This is a genomic window from Marinobacter sp. UBA3604 (genome assembly GCF_002375325.1).
In the GTDB taxonomy this organism is placed as follows: Bacteria; Pseudomonadota; Gammaproteobacteria; order Pseudomonadales; family Oleiphilaceae; genus Marinobacter; species Marinobacter salarius.
On the sequence record NZ_DFMB01000063.1, the window covers coordinates 154,982 to 175,758 of the forward strand.

A 20,777-nucleotide genomic window follows, 5' to 3' on the forward strand; every position below is an offset into this window, starting at 1 on the left:
AGATCACGAGACTATGCCGCGCTCCCTTAGGCTCTCTATTTCGCCAGAAGAGAGGCCAACAATCTTCTCAAGGACCTGTTTCGATTGCTCCCCCAACAGCGGAGGCGCCGTCCTGTAACTTACCGGTGTCAGCTTCAGCCTGATCGGATTGCCAACCGTCGGCACATCGCCCAGCGATGGATGCTGAACAGACTGTTTCATTCCCCGCGCAAGAACCTGTGGGTCTTCAAATACCTGATCCAGGGTGTTAACCGGCCCGCAGGGCACCCCTGAACGCTCCAGAATTTGCACCCATTCCTGTGTTGACCGCATCACCGTGGCCTGCCGCAGCCTGGGAATCAATTCCTTTCGATTCGCTACGCGAGCCCGATTTGTCGCAAAACGCTCATCGCTCGCCCACTCCGGATGCTCAAGAACATCGCACAACCGGGTGAACTGCTCATCGTTACCGACGGTTAGCACCATGTTGCCATCTGCGGTAGGAAAATCCTGGTAAGGCACGATATTCGGATGGGCGTTCCCCATCCTCCCCGGCGCCTGGCCCGTGGTCAGGTAATTCATGGCCTGATTCGCCAGACAGGCTACCTGCACATCCAACAGCGCCGCCTCGACATACTGCCCCTCTCCCGTACGGTCACGGTGACTGAGCGCAGCGAGCACACCAATGGTGGCATACAGCCCGGTCATGATGTCTGTCAGTGCTACACCGACCTTCATTGGCCCGGCGCCGGGCTCGCCGTCAGGTTGCCCGGTGATGCTCATAAGCCCGCCCATGGCCTGGATCAGGAAATCATATCCGGGCCGGTTCGCGTAAGGGCCATCCTGGCCAAATCCGGTGATCGAGCAGTAGATGAGTTTGGGGTTGATTTGCTTCAGGCTGTCATAATCCAGGCCATAACGTTTGAGGCCCCCGACCTTGAAGTTTTCAAGGATGACATCCGACTCTGCGACCAGTTTTCGGATCAGTTCCTGCCCTTCGGGATGGGCGATATCGACCGCAAGGGACTGCTTATTTCGATTGGCGGTCAGGAAGTAGGCAGAGAGATCTGCATTACCATCAGCCCCCTGCAGATAAGGTGGCCCCCAGGAGCGCGTGTCGTCCCCGGATTTTGGGCGTTCAATTTTGATAACCTCTGCGCCGAGATCCCCAAGGATCTGCCCTGCCCAGGGACCAGCCAACACTCTGGAAAGATCCAGGACACGCAAATGAGATAGGGAGCCAGACATTCAATTCTCCTTGAAAAAGGGACTCAGCGCATTCCACCGAGGCAGAGGTATTTGAGTTCCATGAACTCATCCAGGCCATGCCGTGACCCTTCACGACCCAAGCCGCTTTCCTTGACCCCGCCGAAGGGAGCGGCCTCGGTTGAAATGATGCCATCGTTGATGCCAATCATGCCGGTTTCGAGGGCCTCGGCCACGTGCCAGATGCGCCGGATGTCATTACTGTAGAAGTATGCTGCCAGACCAAATTCCGAATCGTTGGCCATGGTGATGGCCTGTTCCTCGGTCTCAAACCGGAACAGCGGTGCCACCGGGCCAAAGGTCTCCTCACTGGCCACCAGCATGTCCTGGGTGACGTCCGTGAGAATGGTGGGCTCGAAAAAAGTGCCGCCGAGAGCGTGTGCCTGGCCTCCCATCACCACTTTTGCGCCCCGTTCTGTCGCATCGGCGATGTGCCGCCTGACTTTGTCGAGCGCAGCCTGGTTGATCAGTGGACCTTGATGCGTTTCGCCTTCCAGGCCTGCTCCCACGACCAACTTGCTAACCGCAGCCTTAAGCTTGTCAACAAACTCGTCATACACGCCAGATTGCACATAAATGCGGTTGGCACATACACACGTTTGCCCGGTATTTCGGTACTTGGAGGCCATTAATCCGGTTACCGCGGCATCGAGATCGGCATCGTCAAACACGATAAACGGCGCATTGCCGCCCAATTCCAGGCTCACTTTCTTGACCGTGCCACTGGCCTGGCGCATCAGGAGTTTGCCCACGGGCGTGGACCCGGTAAACGACACCTTGCGAACCACAGGGCTGGTGGTCAGTTCCTCTCCCACCTGCGGCGCCCGGTCTTTCGAGCAGGTAACGATGTTGAGGATCCCCGGTGGAACTCCGGCGTCCTCGGCCAACACCGCAAGCGCGAGCGCGCACAACGGCGTGTCTTCAGCAGGTTTGACCACCACTGGGCAACCGGCAGCCAGTGCCGGGGCGACCTTACGGGTGATCATTGCCACCGGGAAATTCCAGGGCGTGATTGCCGCCACTACCCCGATCGGCTGTTTGATGACCACAATCCTCTTGTCACGACCGTGGCCAGGAATGACGTCACCATAGGCCCGCTTGGCTTCCTCGGCAAACCACTCGATAAAGCTGGCGCCGTACGCAACCTCACCGCGTGCCTCGGCCAACGGCTTGCCCTGCTCTGCCGTCATCAGACAGGCCAGGTCCTCCTGATGTTGCATCACCAGATCGAACCACCGACGCAGAACAGCCGCTCGCTCCTTGGCCGGACGAGCACGCCATTCCGGCCACGCTGCCTCGGCCGCCCGAATGGCCTGCCGGGTATCTTCGGCGTCCATATCCGGCACATAAGCGAGATGCTCTCCATTGGCTGGATTGGTTATCGCGAGCCGATTACCCGAACGGGCCTGGACCCATTCGCCGTTGATATGGGCGTTTTCGCGCAATAGTGCCGGGTTTGTCAGTCTGATAGTCATCACATTCCTCACAGAAGGAGAGTCAACGCTCTCCGAGCAGATAGCTTTCAATCACATCCCTGACAAACGCGGCATAGTCATCAACCGCAACACTCTGGTCACGGTATTTCCGGCGTTTCAGGTACCAGTCCTGCAATAAGGCTTTGATCATGGAGGCGACAAGGCGGGCATTTCTCGAGCGGTAAACCTTGGCCTCTATGCCATCCTCAATGAGCCGGAGAAAGATCTCCTCGATCTCCAGCTCAATGGCGACAGCGTCGCGTTTTTCCTCAGCAGGCAGGCTCTTCGCTTCCATGTAGGAAAAGTAGAACCAGGCCCGCATCAGCTCGCTCAGATACAGGTGTGCCTTAATCGCAGAGAACATTCTGTCCCGGACATCCTCTACGTCTTCCGTGTAATGGATCAGAGTCCGACGCGTGATAATGAATCCGTGGCTCTGGATCAGGTGGATCAGGTCATCCTTGTTGCGGATATACGCATACAGCCCACCCATGCTCATGCCGGAATCTCCGCAAAGGTCCCTCAACGTCATGGCATGAAATCCCTTGGAGTTGGCCAGCCGCAGGGTCGAGTCGATGATTCGGGTCAGATTCTTGACCGCCGTCGCCTCCTTTTTAATACTGATGCGTTCCTTGTTCTGGCGGTACACATCGCGGATCACATCCTCCTTGGACATGCGGAGTTCACCGCGGAATGCTTCGTAATTTTCAATCATAACTGCCACGTCCGTTTGCCTCTGCGGCGGGGATTATAAGCCACGCTATGCCACGGACAAGAATCGGTCCTGGGTAGCCTGGTCCGCCTTCAGGTCCTGACTGCTCGCCTCGTGCACAACCTGGCCCTTTTCCAGAATGTAGGCTCTTTGAGCATGCTTGAGTGCGAATCGCACGCTTTGGTCGGTAAACAGGATGGTTGTGGTCTGGCTGAGATCGTCAATCAGCTCACCGATCTGCTGCACGATAACCGGGGCCAGCCCCTCGTTGGGCTCATCCAGCAACAACAGTCGTGGCTGAATCATCAGGGACCTTGCCACCGCCAGCATCTGTTGCTGGCCACCGGACAGGGTCGCGCCGTCCTGGTCCGCCCGTTCGCCCAGCATCTCGTATTTCTTGAGGATGCCATCCACCGTCCAACGCGCGGCACTGCCCTTGCGTTGATAGGAGGCTACATCAAGGTTATCCCGCACCGTCAGACCGGGAAATATCCGGCGGTCTTCCGGTACATACCCGATGCCAGCACGGGCGATGCGATGTGCCGGCCAGCCCTTGACCGGCTTGCCTTCATAGACGACCTCTCCGGATCTCGGAGGCGTCAGCCCCATGATGCTTTTCAAAGTGGTGCTTTTTCCCGCCCCATTCCGGCCGAGGATGCAAACCGTCTCACCGGCTTCGAGCTGAAGGGTAACACCCTGGAGCGCCTGACTCTCGCCGTAGAACGTTTGAATGTTGCGAACATCAAGAATCATGGGTTGGCCTCCTCGACCGCTTCGTCGTCTTCTTCGCCCAGGTAGGCAACACGCACCTCCGGGTGGTTCTTGACTTCCTCGGGTGTGCCGGCAAAAAGCTTCTCGCCACGGTGCATGACCAGAATCCGATCCGCCAGATTGAAGACCACATCCATATCATGCTCGGTGATCATGAAGGTGTAGTCACCGCTACCGGCAAGCTGTTTGATCAGTTGGGTGGTGCGCCGGGTTTCATCCGGAGTCATCCCGGCCGTTGGCTCGTCCAGCAGTACCAGCTTGGGTTGCGTTGCCAGCACCATGGCGATTTCCAGTAATCGCTTGTCGCCATAGCTGATCACTTCTGCACGCTGTGCTTTCAGGCTGTCGATGCCCAGACGCTTCAGAAACTCAACCGCCTCGTTCTGGATTTCGGTATTGCGGGACGCGATATTGAACAGCTTGCGGCTGTGGCCATGATAGGCCGACAGCACCACTTCCACGTTCTCCTGCACCGTCATTTCCGGGAAGATATTATTGATCTGGAACGATCGCGATACGCCCAGCCGGCTGATCTTGTGGGGAGGCAAGCCGGTGATATCCTTGCCGTCCAGCGTGATCGTGCCTTCCGTCGGCTGCATCCGGCCGGACACCATGTTGTAGAAGGTGGTCTTGCCGGCACCGTTGGGGCCGATAATCGCGATGGTTTCCTTGGGCATGACCTCCAGGTTGATATCGGAGACCGCAGTGACACCGCCAAAACGCTTGGTCAGGTTAGCAATGGTAAGGACCGGGTTCGTCATTTTTTCACCTCCATCCACCAGTCAATGGCGGTGCCCAACAGTCCCTTGCGGAAGAAGATCACCATCAGCGCCAGGATGATACCCAGAACCAGCATCCAGGATTCCGTGTAAGTGGTGATCCAGGTTTCCAGCAATACGAACGCCGCAGAGCCGATGAACGGTCCCAGGAAAAACCCGGTACCCCCCAGGATGGCCATCAGTATCGGTTCGGCGGACATGGACCAGTGCAGAAGCTCGGGGCTCGCCACGCGCAGGAATGGAGCGATCAGACCACCGGCCAGGCCCGCAAAGGTTCCGGCGATGACGAAAGCCACAAGCCGATACGTCCGCACGTTCAGCCCGGCGAAGGATACCCGCTCGGGATTCTGACGGATTGCCTTGAGGATCATGCCAAACGAACTGCGGCAGATCAGGTAAAGCACGATCGCGGCGATGGCCACAATACCCAGCACCACATGGTAATAGACCGAGGGATTCGCCAGAGTGAGGTCAAGCCCCAGCCCGAAGGAGCCCAGGGTAAACCCGGCGAGGCCGTCACTGCCGTTGGTCACCGAGCGCCACTGGTAGGCGATAGCAAAGACCATCATGCCAAAAGCCAGGGTCAGCATGGCAAAGTACACCTCATTGAGGCGGACGCTCAGGAAGCCGATCATCAAAGCCAGTAGTGCGGACGCCCCCATGGAAACCAGCAGACAGACCAGGAACGGCCACTCCAGGTGAATCAGCACCAGGGCCGTGGCGTAAGCGCCAATACCGAAGAACGCCGCATGCCCGAAGCTCAGCATGCCGGTATAACCGAAAATCAGGTTGAAGCTGGCCGCGAACAGACCCAGGATCAGGATTTCGGTAAAAATAAACACATAGAAATAGGAAGCAATCCAGGGCACCGCAATCAGCCCGGCAATCACCACAGCCAGAATGGCCATCAGAACCTTGGTTTTCATGCATTTGCCCCTTTGCCCATAATGCCGTGTGGTTTGAACAACAGAACCAGCGCCATGCCGACGAACGGCAACAGCAGGTTCACTTCCGGCAGGTAGCGGCCACCGAAGCCATGAATCAGGCCCAGGATGATGGCTCCAAGCAAGGCGCCCGGAAAGCTGCCCAGCCCTCCGATCACCACCACAATGAACGACTCGATAATGATCTTGTCCCCCATGCCGGGATCCAGCGCACGCATGGGTGCCGCCATGACGCCACCGACGGCGGCCAGCCAGGCGCCAAAGGCAAACACGCCGGTCACCACCAGCCGGGTGTTGATGCACAGCGCTTCGGCCATATCGCGATCCAGTGCCGCGGCTCGCATGATGCGGCCGACACGAGTGCGGTTGAACAGGTACCAGAGACCAGCTAGCAATAGTAGGCCGATGACGATCACGAACAGGCTGTAGGTGGCAACCGAACTGCCTAACAGCCGCACCGAACCTGACAGCAGATCCGGCGGCTGGACCACATGGATGCCACTCCCCCAGATCATCCTCACACTCTCGTTAATGATCAGCAGGATAGCGAATGTCAGAAGCAGGCTGTCTGCTACGTCACGGGAATAGATAAAGCGCAACAGCAACCGGTCGATGATGACGGCCAGAATAGCGACGCCAATGGGCGCCAGGATCAGGGCCGCCCAGAAGGGCATACCCGCTATATTGATCAGTGTGAAGGCCAGATAGGCCCCCAGCATGTAAAGTGCCCCGTGGGCAAAGTTGATGATGTTCAGCACACCGAACACGATATTAAGGCCCACTGCGATAATGAACAGCAGCAACCCTATATCGAGACTATTCAGCAACGCCGCTCCGATGCCAGACATGTATTACCTCATTACGTTAGGGCCGGATTCGTGGCGCCCCTGAGGGCGCCACGGCAAGCAAAAGAACAATCGTCAGATCAAAGCTTGCAACCGGTCTCTTCTACGGTGCGGGCTACTTTTTCGCCGTCAAAAATCTGCAGGTTGTTCAGCGTGCGAATGCCATGCTCTGGATGCATGGAGCCGGAAACACCCCAGTTCGGGCTGACCATGGCCTGGTTATCGCCTTTGCGGAACGTCACCGTACCGTTCGGGGCGTCCATGCTCATGCCACTGAGCGCCTTGGCCACAGCCGGCCCCTCGGTGCTGCCGGCCGCTTCCATCGCCTGCTTGTAGGCGTAGATGGCGGCATACGCACCCTCAGCGTTATAGCTGGGAGGGTTGCCGTAGGCATCAAGGTAGGCTTTCACGAAGCGGTCATTAATGTCGTTGTCGTAGGCCTCGTACCAGTAACGTGTAGACAGGTGCACTCCCTCAGGCATTTCCTCGCCCAGTGCGGTCAGTACTTCGGTCGCGGCGCCCACGGTAAACATCACCTCCAGGTCCTCTTCGAAGAACCCGCGGGTGTTTGCCTGGCGGACAAAGTTGACCAGGTCACCGCCCCAGACAGAGATCAGAACGCCCTCGGCGTCAGAGTCCATGACCCTGTCAATGAACGGGGTGAAATCCTCGGCGCCGAAGCGCGGGAAGTTGGTCTCCGACATCAGGTTGACGTCCGGATTGATCTCTTTGAGGTAGTTTCCGAAGAATTCCCAGGACTGATGGCCGAAGGCATAGTCCGGACCGATGGTGGTCCAGTTGGTGGCATCGGTTTCTGCAGCCACCAGCGCGGCGGCCTTCATATTCTGGGCCACGTTGACACTGATACGGTAGGTGAACGAATTACACAACTTGCCGGTGACATCCGGCGTGGCAGCGTGGGTAATGATCAGGGGTTTCTGTAACTCCGGCATGGTCGGAACCATACCCTGGGCCACACCAGAGCTGTCCAGGCCCACAAGGGCGTCCACACCCTCCGAGTAGACCAGTTTGCGAGCGGCCTGGATGGCTACTGAAGCCTTCCCCTGGGTGTCCTCATAGACCATTTCGACCTGACGACCCAGAATGCCGCCGGAGCTGTTGATTTCATCCACTGCCAGGTTGATGCCCTTCTGGGCAAACTCACCATAGGTGGCAGCACTGCCAGAGAGGATGTAGAGGCCCCCGAGCCGGATGGGCTCCTCAGCATAACTGGTACCGGCGGTACCCAACGTAGCGGTTGCGGTCATCGCAACCAGCAGTTTCTTGATGCTTGATGTTTTCATGGTAATGCTCCTGTGTTCTTGTCTTTTTTGTCACTGGAACTTTCTGGCCTGTTAAATCAAGCCACGATTTCATTGTCATAAGTTCGTCGTTCGCGTTATCGCAACCTCCTGCTGACCATGGCCAGCGTAGTCATCAGGACAACGTGTCCCTTAGAATGTTTTTGCGGATCTTGCCCGTGGCAGTCTTGGGCAACTCACCCAACACCACCTTCCGCGGCGCCTTGAAGTGCGCCATTTGCTCCCGACAAAAGGCTATAATTTCCTCGGGCGTGAGTTCCTCACCATCATCGATCGGATTAATAAAGGCGCATGGAACCTCGCCCCATTTTTCGTCGGCCATGGCCACCACTGCCGCCTCAGACACTTTCGGGTGCCGGTATAGCACTTCCTCCACTTCCAGGCTGGAGATGTTTTCGCCGCCGGAGATAATCACATCCTTGGCCCGGTCCCGGATTTCGACATAATGATCCGGATGCATGACGGCCAGGTCACCGGTGTGGAACCAGCCGTCGCTGAAGGCCTTTTCGGTGGCTTCCTCATTTTTCAGGTAGCCCTTCATCACCGTGTTGCCACGAATACAGATCTCGCCCATGGCTTTTCCGTCTGCAGGCACCGCCTCCCCGCTGACCATATCCAGCACCGCAACTTCATCCAGCCCGTGCGTGGAAACACCCTGGCGGGACATTTTTAACGCCCGTTCTTCCAGCGGCAATTGCTGCCATTCCGGCTGGGGCACACAGAGCGTCGAGGGGCCAAACGTTTCGGTCAGGCCATACAGGTGGGTGATCTGGAAGCCGATTTCTTCTGCCTTGCGAATCACACTACTGGGAGGCGCTGCGCCGCCCAGGGCAAATTGGGCCGGCCGGGAAAGTGTCAGGCTCGCGCGCCCCAGGTCCTGTATCAGCAGGTTCATCACCACCGGCGCTCCGCACATGTGGGTGACACCGTAGTCTTCGATTCGGCGGTAGATCTCCTGACTGTCCACCTCCCGAAGACACACATGAGTGCCGCCAACGGCGGTGATTGCCCAGGTATAAGCCCAGCCATTGCAGTGGAACATTGGCAGGGTCCACAGGTAGACGGTCTCGGCCGTCATGTCGAAAGCCATGGCGTTGGTCATGGCCGCCAGGTAGGCGCCGCGATGGTGGTAAACCACGCCTTTGGGATTGCCGGTGGTTCCAGAGGTGTAATTCAGGGAAATGGCATCCCACTCGTCTGCGGCATGCTGCCAGCCAGCTTCCGCATCGCCTTCCTGCAGCAAGGTTTCGTAATCAACATCCGCCAGACCCTGGCTCTTCCCTGCCTTGCTATCGATGCCAACCAACAAGGGATTAACCTCAAGCTCGGCTACGGCGGCCCGGATCTGCTCTTCCCACTGGGTGTCGTAGAACAGAACCCGTGCCTCACCATGGGCCAGGATAAAAGACAGGGCTCCAGCATCGAGGCGGATGTTGATGGCGTTCAGTACCGCACCCGACATAGGCACGGAGTAATGGGCCTCAAGCATTTCGTGGGAGTTCGGACACAGGATTGCTACCGTGTCGCCTGTCTCGATACCGCGTCGACTCAGGGCACTGGCCATCTGGCGGCAGCGGGCGTAAAGCTCCCGGTAGGACAGGTTCATGTCATCATCAATCACCGCCAGCTTGTCCGGGTACACCCGAGCGGACCGCTGCAGCAGCGTGAGCGGGGTAAGTGGCGAATAGTTTGCGGTGGTCTTGTTCAGGTTCTTGTACTTGTTCATGTCGCACCTATGTCACACCCAAATCACACCATCCGGGATTGTTCGGGTTATTTCAGGTAGCCCGGATTGTTTACTTTTAGTCGAGTCTCCGTCATTGCGCGGAGGACCGCCCGCAACTCACGGTCGCTGCCGTCGACAACGCGTTCACGAAGCGCCCTGGCCAGGGTCTGTTCACCCTGCCCCGATTCTTCTGGCAGCGCGTGCCCGGCCAGAAAACGGGAGAGCATGACGTCGGTTGATTCAGGCTCTCCCGCCTCTCGCTGTTCCTGTTCGCGGATGGCCATGCCCATTGCATTGGCGATCATCAATGCCTCGTATTTGCGCTCTCCACCAAGCTCGGGAGCCAGAGAATCCAGCAACACCTGGCGAGCCTCGGCTAGCAGGTCACGGGTCTCAGGTCGATTGATCATTGCCATCCTCCAGTTCCTGAATCTGGTTCAGCAGGTCATATTCCATCTGAGCCACCATGCGGCCGGTCAACGCCAACTCAAGCGAGCGCTGCTCACCCGACATATGACGACGCGCCTGTTGCAGGGCAATGGCAGCCCAGCGCACCAGCGCCATGACCTCCCAGTAGTTGACCCTTGCTGGACTAATGCTGACTCCGGTTACCTCCCGGTAGCCGTCCAGAAGATCCTGTTTATCTCCAATTCCGCCCACTTCCCGTTCATCAGCACCGAAACGCCAACTGCGACTGCAGAGCCACCCCAGATCCTCGCAAGGGTCGCTCCAGGCGGCAAATTCCCAATCCAGAATGGCCGTCAGTCTGTCGCCATCTATCATGTAATTGCCGGTTCGGAAATCGCAGTGGCATAGAACGGTGGGACCTGGTTCCGGCGCGTTATCCTCAAGCCAGTTCAGTGCCCATTCCAGCACCGGGTGTGGCTCACCAATCTCTTCCAGATAGCGGCGGTAAAGGGCGACCCGACTAAGGGCCGGATTGTCCGGGTTAGGCATGGACAGAAAGTCCAACGAATCGTCCGGCGGCCTGACGCTGTGAAGCCTGGCAAGCTCTGCGCCAAACGTTCGAACAAGAGCGCGGCGCTGCTCGTCAGTAAACTCCGACTTGACCAGCTTGCGTGGTGACGCACTCCCGGCAGCCCGAGCCATGACATAAAACACCTGCCCGGTGACCACAGGATCCTCGCACAGCCAGAGAGGTTCAGGCGCCGTTACCCCGGCACCGAAAGCGGCCTGCAACACCCGAAATTCCTGCGGCCTGGTCAAGCTCTCGGCCACCCCGGACGGTGCGTCCTGTCGCACCACAAATTCGTGCCGCCCAGGACGGTTACCGCCCTCCAAATCCAGCGTTAGCCCGAAGTTATCCTGGATCGCCCCTCCGGAAAGCTTGTCGAAAGAGACGACCGTTGCGTCGGAGGCTCTAGTCTGCCGCGTTATAAAAGTGGCAAAGGTATCCTCAAGTGCAGACATCAGGCTTCGACTCCCCAGTGCCAGAAGTCTGTACGCTCAGCCAGGAGTGTTCTCGAGAACACCATTTTGTGCACTTCCGATGCGCCATCTACCAACCTTGCCTGGCGGGCATAGCGATAGATCCACTCCAGCGGGGTATCCTTGGAGTACCCCCTGGCGCCGCAGAGCTGGATTGCCGTGTCTACCGCCTTGTGCAAGGTATCTGCCACCGACACTTTGGCCATGGAAACCTCCTTTCGGGCAAAGTCACCCTGGTCCAGTTTCCAGGCAGCGTGCATCGTCAGTAATCGGCCGATCTGAATCTCCATTGCTGCCTCACCAAGCAGCCATTGCACACCTTCGCGTTGCGCCAGGGGCTGACCAAAGGATTCCCGGTTATCCACATAGTCAGTGGCAATCTCCAGGGAGCGTCTCGCGAGGCCCAGCCAGCGCATGCAGTGGGTAAGGCGGGCCGTGCCCAGTCGAATCTGGGTCACCTTGAGACCGTCACCCACCTCCATCAGTCGATTTTCGTCCGGGATTTCCAGGCCATCAAAGCGAAGCTCGCAGTGGCCGCCGTGTTCTTCCGGCCCCATGATTGGAATACGCCGGATGATCTCCCAGCCCGGATCGTCTTTGTGAAACAGGAACGCGCTCAGGCCTTTGCGAGTATCTTCGGAGGTGCGCGCAATCAGAATGAAATGGGAGGCTTCTGCTGCTCCGGTGATGAAGTGCTTGTGGCCATGAATCACCCAACGATCGCCCTTGCGCGTCGCGGTAGTCTGCATCATGCCGGGGTCCGAGCCACAACCGGGAGGTGGCTCGGTCATGACGAAAGACGAACGCACCCTGCCCTCAACGATGGGTTTGAGCCAACGCTCCTGTTGGGCCTCTGTCCCGACTTTCGCAAGCACGGTCATGTTGCCGTCGTCCGGTGCCGCGGAATTGAACACCACCGGCCCGAAAATCGAACGGTTCATTTCCTCGTAACAGGCAGCCATACCCGAGATATCGAGCGCCTGGCCGCCCAGGCGCTCGGGAAGCTGCAAGCACCACAGGCCTTGCTGCTTTGCTTTTGCACGCATCTGCTCAAGATAGTCCGTCGCAATGTTCTCGTGCTCATCGTAGGCTTCCGGGTTCTGCTCCAGCGGCAACAGCTCCTGTTCAACAAAATCCCGGATGCGTTTTCGGTACGACTCGTTCATGGGGTCCAAATTGAAATCCACAGCCCACTCCTTACAACGAGGATTGAAGATGGCCGCCATCCACCACAAGGGTGCTGCCGGTCATATAGTCGGAAAGTCCTGAAGCCAGAAGCAACAACGGACCACTCAAGTCATCAGCCTGCCCCAATCGACGCTGAGGAATACGGCGGATCATTTTCTGGCCGGGTTCACTGGCAAAGAAATCGCGGTTCAGATCGGTTTCTATGTATCCCGGCGCCAGTGCATTAACGCGGATTCCATATCGGGCCCATTCCAGCGCAAGGGCACGAGTCAGTTGTTCGACACCAGCCTTGGCGGCGGCATAAGGAGCTACGTTACCGGCCACGCGATGACCAAGGATGGAAGAAATCATGATGATGCTCCCGCCCCGATTAATTGCTGATAGACGACGGGCGGCTTCGTTGCCAACCAGCCAGCATCCCTTGAGGTTTGTGTCGATAACCCGGTCCCAATCCTGACCGTTAAGGTCCAGAGCCTTCTTGCTCGTTGCCACACCGGCATTGGAAACGACGACGTCCGGGATAGCGATCTCATCAGCCATGGTATTGAAGGCTTCAGCGACACTGGACTCGTTGGTGACATCCATAGTGACTACGTGGATACGATCAGCATGTTCCGGGAATTCGGCCTTGAGGGACTCAAGCGGCTCTCGGCGACGGCCACTGACAATGACGCTGGCACCAGCTTCAACGAGACAACGAGTAAAGCTCTGACCCAAGCCGCCAGCAGCACCCGTTACCAGAGCAGTCTTGCCGTCTAGCCGCAGAGACCCATTTGCGTTGTCTGAATTCGTTTGATTGGAATTATTCATATCGCGACCTCCGCCAACAAAAATAGAACGAGCGCTCGATTTATTCAAGTAAAAAAGATTTTTGAAGGCGATATTCAAACTACGAAGAGGTAAAGTCAGGGAGGATGCATAGCAAGTCTTGATACCGTAGTTCTGCGTCTACGCTTGCTCATACTCCCGAACCAACTCCTGCAGGAAATAAAGGCCGGCCGAACTCAGGAAGCAGCGGCCGGCACCGGAGCGAAACAGCAGATTGCGTTTATCCAGATAATCCAGGGCTTCCGGCACCCCTTTCTCAAAACGTGTCGCCCTGATAATCTCCTGATACTCCTCATCGCCCGCCAGAGCCGCCAGGTCCTGCTCATTCAAACCGGCATCGGGCCGGCCAAGGTATTCAACGTCCCGGCCGCTGCGGGCGAAATAGCGGCCAATAATCAGCAATATCACCTGCACACGAAAGGCGTTTTCATCATGCTCCTCGCTTTCGTCGTCGCTGGTTTCCTTAAGGAAGAAAAATGCTCCGGTTTCGTTGAACACCAACTCACTACCGAGATGCTCATAGAAAGTCCGAAAGTGGGACATGTGGTTATAGAGCAGGTTATAAAGCGGATTGGACCGTAGCTCGGAACGATTGCTGTCCCAAGCATCACGCACAATAACCCGTCCAGCCTGGAACTCCCGGTAGATGGCAGCGCTGTGGGCGGGCAGGATCTGATCAAATTCAGACATGGTGTTGCTCCAGGCGGCGGTTGCGGTAGACAAACTGTTCGCTATCGGGTGAATGTTCCAGGGTTCTAAAGCGGTTGGTGGTGACCACCTGCATGCCCTCTGGTGGTGAGTTCACCAACCGATTCAGGGCCGCCAGCAAGTCCGGAAAACGGTATCCGGGGATAAAGCCATCCAGGCGACCGTGCAGCTCCCGCACCAGATCAGTGGTGGGCCGCAGTTCCAGCGTTTCCAGCCATTGATAGAGCTGGTTGATACGCTGAAGGTCAATGCGGGTGTGGCGGCCGCTGCCATCGACTTCCTGAAGGACCGGCGCCTCGGCTTTTCGTCGAAGATCGTCCAAACGCAAATCCAGTTCGCTAAACAGCAACTGATAGTAGCTCGAAGAACTCCCGAAGGCATAGTGTTTTGGGCGCTGCTGGGCTCGCAGCCCCACCAGGAAGCCGGTGCTGCGGGCAAAGTCTCCGCCTTCCAGCCATTTTCGTTTGAGACTGAGGGTCTCGGTTTCGCTCTTCAACTCCTGCAGTTTTCCAAAGAAATGCTCCATGGCGTTGTACTGGACCATGCCCTGGCGAGTCTTCCGGAGGAAGTGCTCCACTTCCTGGGCCACCGCCTGAATGGGTTTGTACAAAGCGTTGAGGCTGATCGAGGAACGGAACAACTGGTCTGCCAGGCTGTGGTCGCCGTGGCTTTCCAGCAGCCGGACCATCGCTTCCAGAGTCTCGAACAGGTTGCTGCCGTCCGGCAGTCGGGTGTCCGGGTTCAGAAACACCAGGGTCGGCTTGATGTGGCGCTCGTACAGGGTAACGATCTGCTCAAACAGGTTCTGGCGGAACTCCAGGTATTTCTCAGGCGCGCGGCTGGCGTCGCCGGACAGGTCCGCCAGCTGGGCACTGATGGTCTGCATGCGCAGGACGTTCTGGCGCAGCAGGCCGATGAGCTGACTGACCCGTTCGTTCAAGTCATCTCTCAATTCGGTATAGTCCGGGTCCGCATCGCTGAAGCTGCTGGTTTCCAGCCGATTGCGCACATCCCGCAGGGTCACCAGATGGCCGCGCAGGCGAGCATCGGTCAGTTCCTGATACAGCGACGCATTACAGGCCCGCATCAGATTGATCAGGGCATCCTGGAACACCAAGCGACGTTCACCTTCGGCCTTGATGATGTCGATCACCAGGCCGCTGCGGAACAGGTTGTCGGTGTTCAAAGCCAGCCGCACCCGATCCCGGTCCGCATTGCCAAGGGTGCGGGTATAGTCCATCACCTCGGCCACCAGATCACTCTCGCGAATATACCGGGATTCGTTACGGTCCATCCGCTCAATCATCCGGAACAGAATCTTCGGGTGCTCGAACAACAGCCGGGTGGTATCCAGGGTGCTGAAGCGTTTACTCATCCGCCGGCTCCAGCAGGCTGTTCTGGGTCTGATCGGCCCATTGGCTCAGGGATTCGCCGTTGGTAAATCCCTCAGCCCCACCCCAGAAAACCAGGGTGCGTTGTGGGCTGTAAGGCCGTGCCGTGCGCATCTGCCCTACTTCCAGGTGCCGGCCGATCAGGTAAATCACTTCCGCGCTGGCACTGTGAGTGGCGGCGGAGAACAGATTGAAGCCCTGCTTGCGCAACCGTTCCAGCAGCGAGGGCATCTGGCTGATGTCCACGCTGGCAAGCTCGTCCAGCACCATGGGGAACGACAGCTGCACGCCCGGGTACAACACCCGTTTCAGCAGCCGGTACACCAGTTCCAGATTGATCAACGCCGTGGTGGAGGTGGACTGGCCTTTCTTGTCCAGGCTCGCGGCGTTTTCCTTACGAGTGCGGTAGGAAATGCCGGTGATCACCTTGTCCATGGTCAGGCGCTTGCTACCGCCCTCCCCGAAAAAGTCCGCCACGAACACCCGTAAACGATCATAGAACGCATCCGACTGCAGCTGGTTGCCATAAGGGTCGATGTTGTTGGCTTCTTCCACCAGATTGCGGAATTTCGGATCGGTGTGGATATCCACGCGGATTTCCACCAGATCGTTGATGCGCACGCCCTCCAGCTCGCGGTTCAGCTGCGCTTCGAAACGGGCGATGTGTTCGTGGTTGGATTTCAGGGCCTGCCGATAGCTCGCCACGGTTTCATTGTGGATACCAACCTGCTGCTCCAGCACATTCCAGCGCTCGGCCATGCCGGCAAACAGATCCGACAAGCTTTTGAACGTTTCGCGAATAACGGATGACGCCGGGCTGTCTTTCTGCAATTCGCCTTCGGTATCTTCGTGAATGTCGAGATACACGAACTGGCGAAGGTGGTCGAGAATACTGCGGCGGCGCTCTTCCAGGTCGTCCAACTGGGTTTGCAGATCGTCAAACGCCGCGACGGACACCTGTTCAATGTCCAACGGCTGTTCCGCTTCCACGGTTTTCAGATGCGGGAATCGGTGCTCCACGGTTCCGACGCTGCGGCTCAGGCCCGCCAGTTCCCGTTCCCGCTCCTCGATACGCTCTTTTTCGGCCCTGGCTTTGGCGGCCTTCTGCTGAACCGCGTCCTGCTTCTCCTGCTCCAACCGTGCCTGTTCTTCCAGCTTGGCCAGCTGTTCCTCCGCCGCCTGCTTTTCCTCAGTGGCATCCCGCAGGGTGGTCGTGGCAGCGGGGTAACGCTGGAGCGTTTCCAGATCTTTCTCGATGGCGCGAATCTCTTTCTCGGTGCGCTCGATCAACCGCGGCCGGTCATGTTCCTGGTTGGCTGTGTCTGCCAGCTCCGCCCGCTCCCTTTCCAGGCCATGAAGCTCGCCTTCGATATGCCGGCGCTGCTCTGCAAAGTCAGTCTGCCGGGCCGGCTGGGCCAAGTATTCGGCGTCGAACCAGTCGAAGCCTTTACCCGTGGGCACAAACAGCCGGGCGAAAGCTTCGATGGCCGCTTTGCTATCGGCGTCCAGATCCTGGCCCGGGCTGGCCATCACCAATCGAGGATCCACGGCCCGCAGCGGTGCCGCGGCGGCTTCATCCAACTGGTTCTGCAACTGCCAATGTTGCTTGCTTTCCCGATCCTTCAGGGATTCCAGCTTGCGCTCGAGTTCTAGCTTCTTTTTCTGGATCTGCTCCAGCCGGATTTCCGCCTGGGCGGCACTCTTGAGGGCAGCCAGATGCCCTTTCTTACTATCGAGTTCCTCTTTCTGGATGTCCTCAATTTCCTGAAGGGTCATCTCCCCGTAATGGGACACCAGCAAATCACCATCTTTCTGGTTTTGGTCTGCCCTTTTAATTCGTTGGTCTGCGGACTTTATTATCTTCTTCAGGCCATGGTCTTCCTGCTCCAGTCCTTTCAGCGTCTGCACAACATGGCGCAGCGTCTCATTCTGTTCATTGAAAGCCTCGACTGTGGTTTTGCGTCGTGAGCCAATGTCCTGCAGGGCATTACTGACGCCATCCCGGAAAGCGGCGAAATCGTGCTGACTGCGAAGAAGCGTCTGGTAGGACTGGTAATCACGGTACAACTTTTCGAAGCGAGGGCGCTCCTTCTCGATTCCTGTGAGTTGGGTTTGTTGCTGCTTTAACTGATCATGCCGGTTGAGAAACTCGTCGATATTGAAATCAAAGGCGTCGTCGGCAAACTTCTTGTCTGCCTGAGGGTTGGCAGACAAACGTGAAAAATAGTCTAAAAACACCCCTAACCAAATGAATTAGTTGTAGTTTAGCCCGTATTTTTCGGCTCATGTTTGGGGTTAACCTGATCACCGGCCGTCCCTTGAGGGGTAAGCTCAGCAAGTTTCAAATCAAACAACTGCTGCCCTACCGGACGTCTAAAGTTCAATGTGTAATCTCCAAAACGATTGATATGACGGGTTCGGTACGGCGATAGCGCTTTCAGGACATCTTCGGTGATGGCGATCCCTTCCGCTGCCATATCGCGTAACACCCGGCTGAGGGCTTCGACGTTGTGTAAGATAAGCATATTCGCCACCAGGTGGTTGTACTTCACCACCTTTTGCTGTTCGTGCCGGAGGTTGGCCGCAATGATGCCCTCGCCACCAAAAAAACTCCATTTTGCAAACCCGTTAAACTGCTCGTTCTTGTTGGTTGCGGCGTGAATGGTCTGACGTAATTCCACATCGTCGATGTAGTTCAACAGGAAACCGGTCCGCACGACCTTACCCAGCTCCCGGAAGGCGAAATACAGTTTGTTCTTGCGGCTGTAGGTTCCCAGCCGCCTCAGGATCGTTGATGCCGTAATTTTACCAAGCTTGATGGACACGGCCACACGCAACATATCCGGGAGGTGTCGTTCAATCCGCGCCCAGTCTATATGACCGTTGAACAGCTCTTCGATATGCGCGTAACGGAACCGCCTGTCGGGCCGGTAGAAGTTCAGATCCTTGATATTCCGGATACGCGGCATCAGCTTGATCCCCAGTAGGTACGCCAGCCCGAAAACGGGATAGCTCTGGGCCTGCGTATCACCGTGCAAGGTATCCGGCTGGATATCGCTCCGGTTCTCAAGCAGTCCGTCAAGGATGTACACCGCCTCGTGAACCCCACAGGGGATGAAATGACTGAACAGCGCGATATAGGTGTCCGAGACGTGGTAGTAACCGATGCCGCCGTAGCCGCCATAGCGGATGTGGTATTCGCTGAGCAGATTTTGCTCGTAAAGATTCCATTTGGTGCCATCGGCGGCTGCCCGCCGACCCGTACCCCAGTATCCGGGCAGTTCGTATTTCTTGTACGCGTTGATGACCTTGACGATTGCGCGGTCTAGCCTGTCTTCAGTGACGTGGTTAAGGTTGAGCCAGGCTATCTGGCGACGGTTCAGTTGCTTGATGGAGTCGGCGGTCTGGGAGGGTCCCAGATTGCAGCCGTAGCAGAAAAGCGTAGCGATGAACCGCAACCGGGGGTTTTCCACGCGCCCCTCATAGCCTGACAGTGGCCCGAATTCCCGATGTAACCCAAGCCAGCGCTCCGCATCGACCAGAACGTCGACGATGCTGCGGGTGCCAAGCCGCCGTGTGATGTCGTCATCGAGGGCCTGCCAGTTTGTTGGCAGCCCCTGCTTCTGACTGCGTTTGATGACTATGCGACCGTCTTCGATCACGGCGTGTGTGTTGTCCGGGAAGGCGGCGTCCACCGAGCGGCTGAATTGAGTCAATTGATCCTTGAGATGGCGACTGAGAGCCTTCGGTTCGATGGGAAGCTCCACTTCCAGCCCGTACTGGTCGATTTCCTGCTCGTAATCCGACCAGCTCACCAGTTGATCGCGATGGTCGTCGAAACGATCTCCGTGAACGACCGCCAGATCCGCCGACTTCAGTTCCTGTTTTACGAGATTCAAAACGGCCAATTCAAAATATTTACGGTGAACCGTCAGACTGTCCGGCCGGATGAAAATCAGACGGCGCCACTTTTCGAGCGTCCACTTGGTCTGCTGGATGCTTTCGACCAGATCCGGCGCATGGACCCGCAAATCCAGCGTCTCGGCTTTCAATGAACGGGTCTTCCGGAGTAACTCGATCAGTTGAATCGACAGTAAGTCGCTGGAGGTGCTTTGAAACGTGAGTATTTCCAGGCAGTTGTACAGCAGGCTGCGTTTGGTTCGAAACGGTCGCAACATGAAAGGCAGGTAGTTATTGCCCGCGTAGGCCAGATGCTCCTCGCATTCGTCCAGCCACTCCTGGCGCTTGTCTCCGATAACGGCCTGAAGCGATTGCCACGGGTTTGGCTCGGCCTCCATGGCAGTCAACACGTCTTTAAAGCAGGACACCAGTCGATCGGTACGCTGGGCCTGCTCCATTTGATAGGTCAGGAGATTTTGCTGGGCGGTGGTTTCCAGTTGCCTCATCAGCTTGATCAGAAGCTCGGCGGTATCATCCAGCGCCTGGGCATACTGTTGCCGGATCAGGACCACCGCCAGGGCATAGCGTTTACGCGCAGGGATTCGAGCCATTTTGGCCACATCCAGCGCTCGTGCTTCGTGGGCGAACTGTCGCCGCTTGGTCACGGGAATTGATTTGACACCCGGCAATTGCTCGACGATATCCTTCAGCCACTTGAGGTGTTGCAGGTAGGACCGGATTTCTTTATTGGTCGGCTTGCGGATTTCTCGCTTCAGTCGTTGCCAACCGCTGATCTCGATTCCCGGTGGCGATACCAGCAAGTCATTGACCAGTGCCTTTGTTTCGTCGTTGAGTTCGCTGACGATGGACCGGTAACAGCGGTCATTGACGGTGGCCCGGGCATCCTTGGCGAGCCTCAATAACACCGTAAAGCCGGGAATCTCGAAACGGTGACGCACTAATTCCTCCAGAAGGATATTGATGATATCGGCCAGCACCTCGCGGGACTCGGCGGCTTTCGTTGCTTGGCTCGATAGCCAAGCATGAGCCGCCTCGTCCAGCGTCCGGCTGCCCACATAGGTCCGAATCCAAGGGATATGGCGTTTACGGGTGGCAGACCGATCATACTGTTGTCGTTGGGCTTTGGTCGGTTGCTTGTCGAGACCAAGGCACTGCGCAATGTGACGACGCAAATCGCCCGGCAAATCGACCGACGAGGAGAAGAAACCCTGTTTCTGATACGCCTTCAGATGCAGTAATAGAAAGAAGCGCTCCTGGATCTGCCGGGTGCGCCGACGAGCCCAGCGCTGTTCGACGGCCGTCGGCGTGTACACTGCATCAAGTTCCTGTTGCGGGATATCCGTCCGAAACCGTGGGTAGGCTGTTTCCTGAATAGCACTCATGACCGGCTCAATCCCATGCTTGCCCGGTGGCCGGGTCCGTGATCAGTGTCTCCACCCAGCAGGCTTTGTCGGACGCAATGCGGTGTATCTC

General features: G+C 57.3%; 17 protein-coding genes. All 17 read right to left on the reverse strand.

Features of this window, described 5'->3' with window-relative positions; translation table 11 throughout:
* Positions 1–3: 3 nt before the first annotated feature.
* Entirely contained in the window at positions 4–1,227 is a 1,224-nt protein-coding gene (locus tag B2590_RS19110; RefSeq protein WP_286810123.1) for a CaiB/BaiF CoA transferase family protein, read from the reverse strand.
* Positions 1,228–1,250: 23 nt separating this feature from the next.
* The gene (locus B2590_RS19115) at positions 1,251–2,714 is read right to left on the reverse strand and encodes an NAD-dependent succinate-semialdehyde dehydrogenase (RefSeq protein WP_286810141.1); all 1,464 of its coding nucleotides are present in this window, start codon (positions 2,712–2,714) and stop codon (positions 1,251–1,253) included.
* Positions 2,715–2,742: 28 nt separating this feature from the next.
* Complete coding sequence (locus B2590_RS19120) at positions 2,743–3,435, reverse strand: TetR/AcrR family transcriptional regulator (protein ID WP_085680776.1); 693 nt, start codon at positions 3,433–3,435, stop codon at positions 2,743–2,745.
* A gap of 45 nt (positions 3,436–3,480) precedes the next feature.
* Entirely contained in the window at positions 3,481–4,185 is a 705-nt protein-coding gene (locus tag B2590_RS19125) for an ABC transporter ATP-binding protein (RefSeq protein ID WP_286810124.1), read from the reverse strand.
* Complete coding sequence (locus tag B2590_RS19130; protein ID WP_091643804.1) at positions 4,182–4,964, reverse strand: ABC transporter ATP-binding protein; 783 nt, start codon at positions 4,962–4,964, stop codon at positions 4,182–4,184. Before B2590_RS19130 ends, B2590_RS19125 begins: the two co-directional genes overlap by 4 nt.
* Complete coding sequence (locus B2590_RS19135) at positions 4,961–5,908, reverse strand: branched-chain amino acid ABC transporter permease (RefSeq protein ID WP_085680780.1); 948 nt, start codon at positions 5,906–5,908, stop codon at positions 4,961–4,963. Before B2590_RS19135 ends, B2590_RS19130 begins: the two co-directional genes overlap by 4 nt.
* The gene (locus B2590_RS19140; RefSeq protein WP_041334926.1) at positions 5,905–6,774 is read right to left on the reverse strand and encodes a branched-chain amino acid ABC transporter permease; all 870 of its coding nucleotides are present in this window, start codon (positions 6,772–6,774) and stop codon (positions 5,905–5,907) included. The genes B2590_RS19135 and B2590_RS19140 overlap by 4 nt, the downstream gene beginning before the upstream one ends.
* A 77-nt stretch (positions 6,775–6,851) precedes the next feature.
* Positions 6,852–8,075, reverse strand: coding sequence for an ABC transporter substrate-binding protein (locus B2590_RS19145; protein ID WP_286810125.1), 1,224 nt, complete (start codon positions 8,073–8,075; stop codon positions 6,852–6,854).
* Positions 8,076–8,208: 133 nt separating this feature from the next.
* Complete coding sequence (locus tag B2590_RS19150; protein WP_286810126.1) at positions 8,209–9,819, reverse strand: long-chain-fatty-acid--CoA ligase; 1,611 nt, start codon at positions 9,817–9,819, stop codon at positions 8,209–8,211.
* Positions 9,820–9,866: 47 nt separating this feature from the next.
* On the reverse strand, positions 9,867–10,229 hold the full coding sequence (locus B2590_RS19155; RefSeq protein ID WP_286810127.1) for a DUF6285 domain-containing protein: 363 nt from the start codon (positions 10,227–10,229) through the stop codon (positions 9,867–9,869).
* Positions 10,213–11,250 (reverse strand): phosphotransferase family protein, encoded by a 1,038-nt coding sequence (locus B2590_RS19160; protein ID WP_286810128.1) that lies wholly within the window; start codon positions 11,248–11,250, stop codon positions 10,213–10,215. The genes B2590_RS19155 and B2590_RS19160 overlap by 17 nt, the downstream gene beginning before the upstream one ends.
* On the reverse strand, positions 11,250–12,455 hold the full coding sequence (locus tag B2590_RS19165) for an acyl-CoA dehydrogenase family protein (protein WP_286810129.1): 1,206 nt from the start codon (positions 12,453–12,455) through the stop codon (positions 11,250–11,252). Before B2590_RS19165 ends, B2590_RS19160 begins: the two co-directional genes overlap by 1 nt.
* A 10-nt stretch (positions 12,456–12,465) precedes the next feature.
* The gene (locus B2590_RS19170) at positions 12,466–13,266 is read right to left on the reverse strand and encodes an SDR family NAD(P)-dependent oxidoreductase (protein ID WP_286810130.1); all 801 of its coding nucleotides are present in this window, start codon (positions 13,264–13,266) and stop codon (positions 12,466–12,468) included.
* Positions 13,267–13,404: 138 nt separating this feature from the next.
* Positions 13,405–13,974 (reverse strand): condensin complex protein MksE, encoded by a 570-nt coding sequence (locus B2590_RS19175; RefSeq protein WP_286810131.1) that lies wholly within the window; start codon positions 13,972–13,974, stop codon positions 13,405–13,407.
* Positions 13,967–15,367, reverse strand: a complete 1,401-nt coding sequence (locus B2590_RS19180; protein ID WP_286810132.1) for a hypothetical protein — start codon at positions 15,365–15,367, stop codon at positions 13,967–13,969. The genes B2590_RS19175 and B2590_RS19180 overlap by 8 nt, the downstream gene beginning before the upstream one ends.
* Complete coding sequence (locus B2590_RS19185) at positions 15,360–17,597, reverse strand: hypothetical protein (RefSeq protein WP_286810133.1); 2,238 nt, start codon at positions 17,595–17,597, stop codon at positions 15,360–15,362. The genes B2590_RS19180 and B2590_RS19185 overlap by 8 nt, the downstream gene beginning before the upstream one ends.
* A gap of 50 nt (positions 17,598–17,647) precedes the next feature.
* Positions 17,648–20,686, reverse strand: coding sequence for a Tn3 family transposase (locus tag B2590_RS19190; protein WP_227544225.1), 3,039 nt, complete (start codon positions 20,684–20,686; stop codon positions 17,648–17,650).
* Positions 20,687–20,777 lie beyond the last annotated feature (91 nt).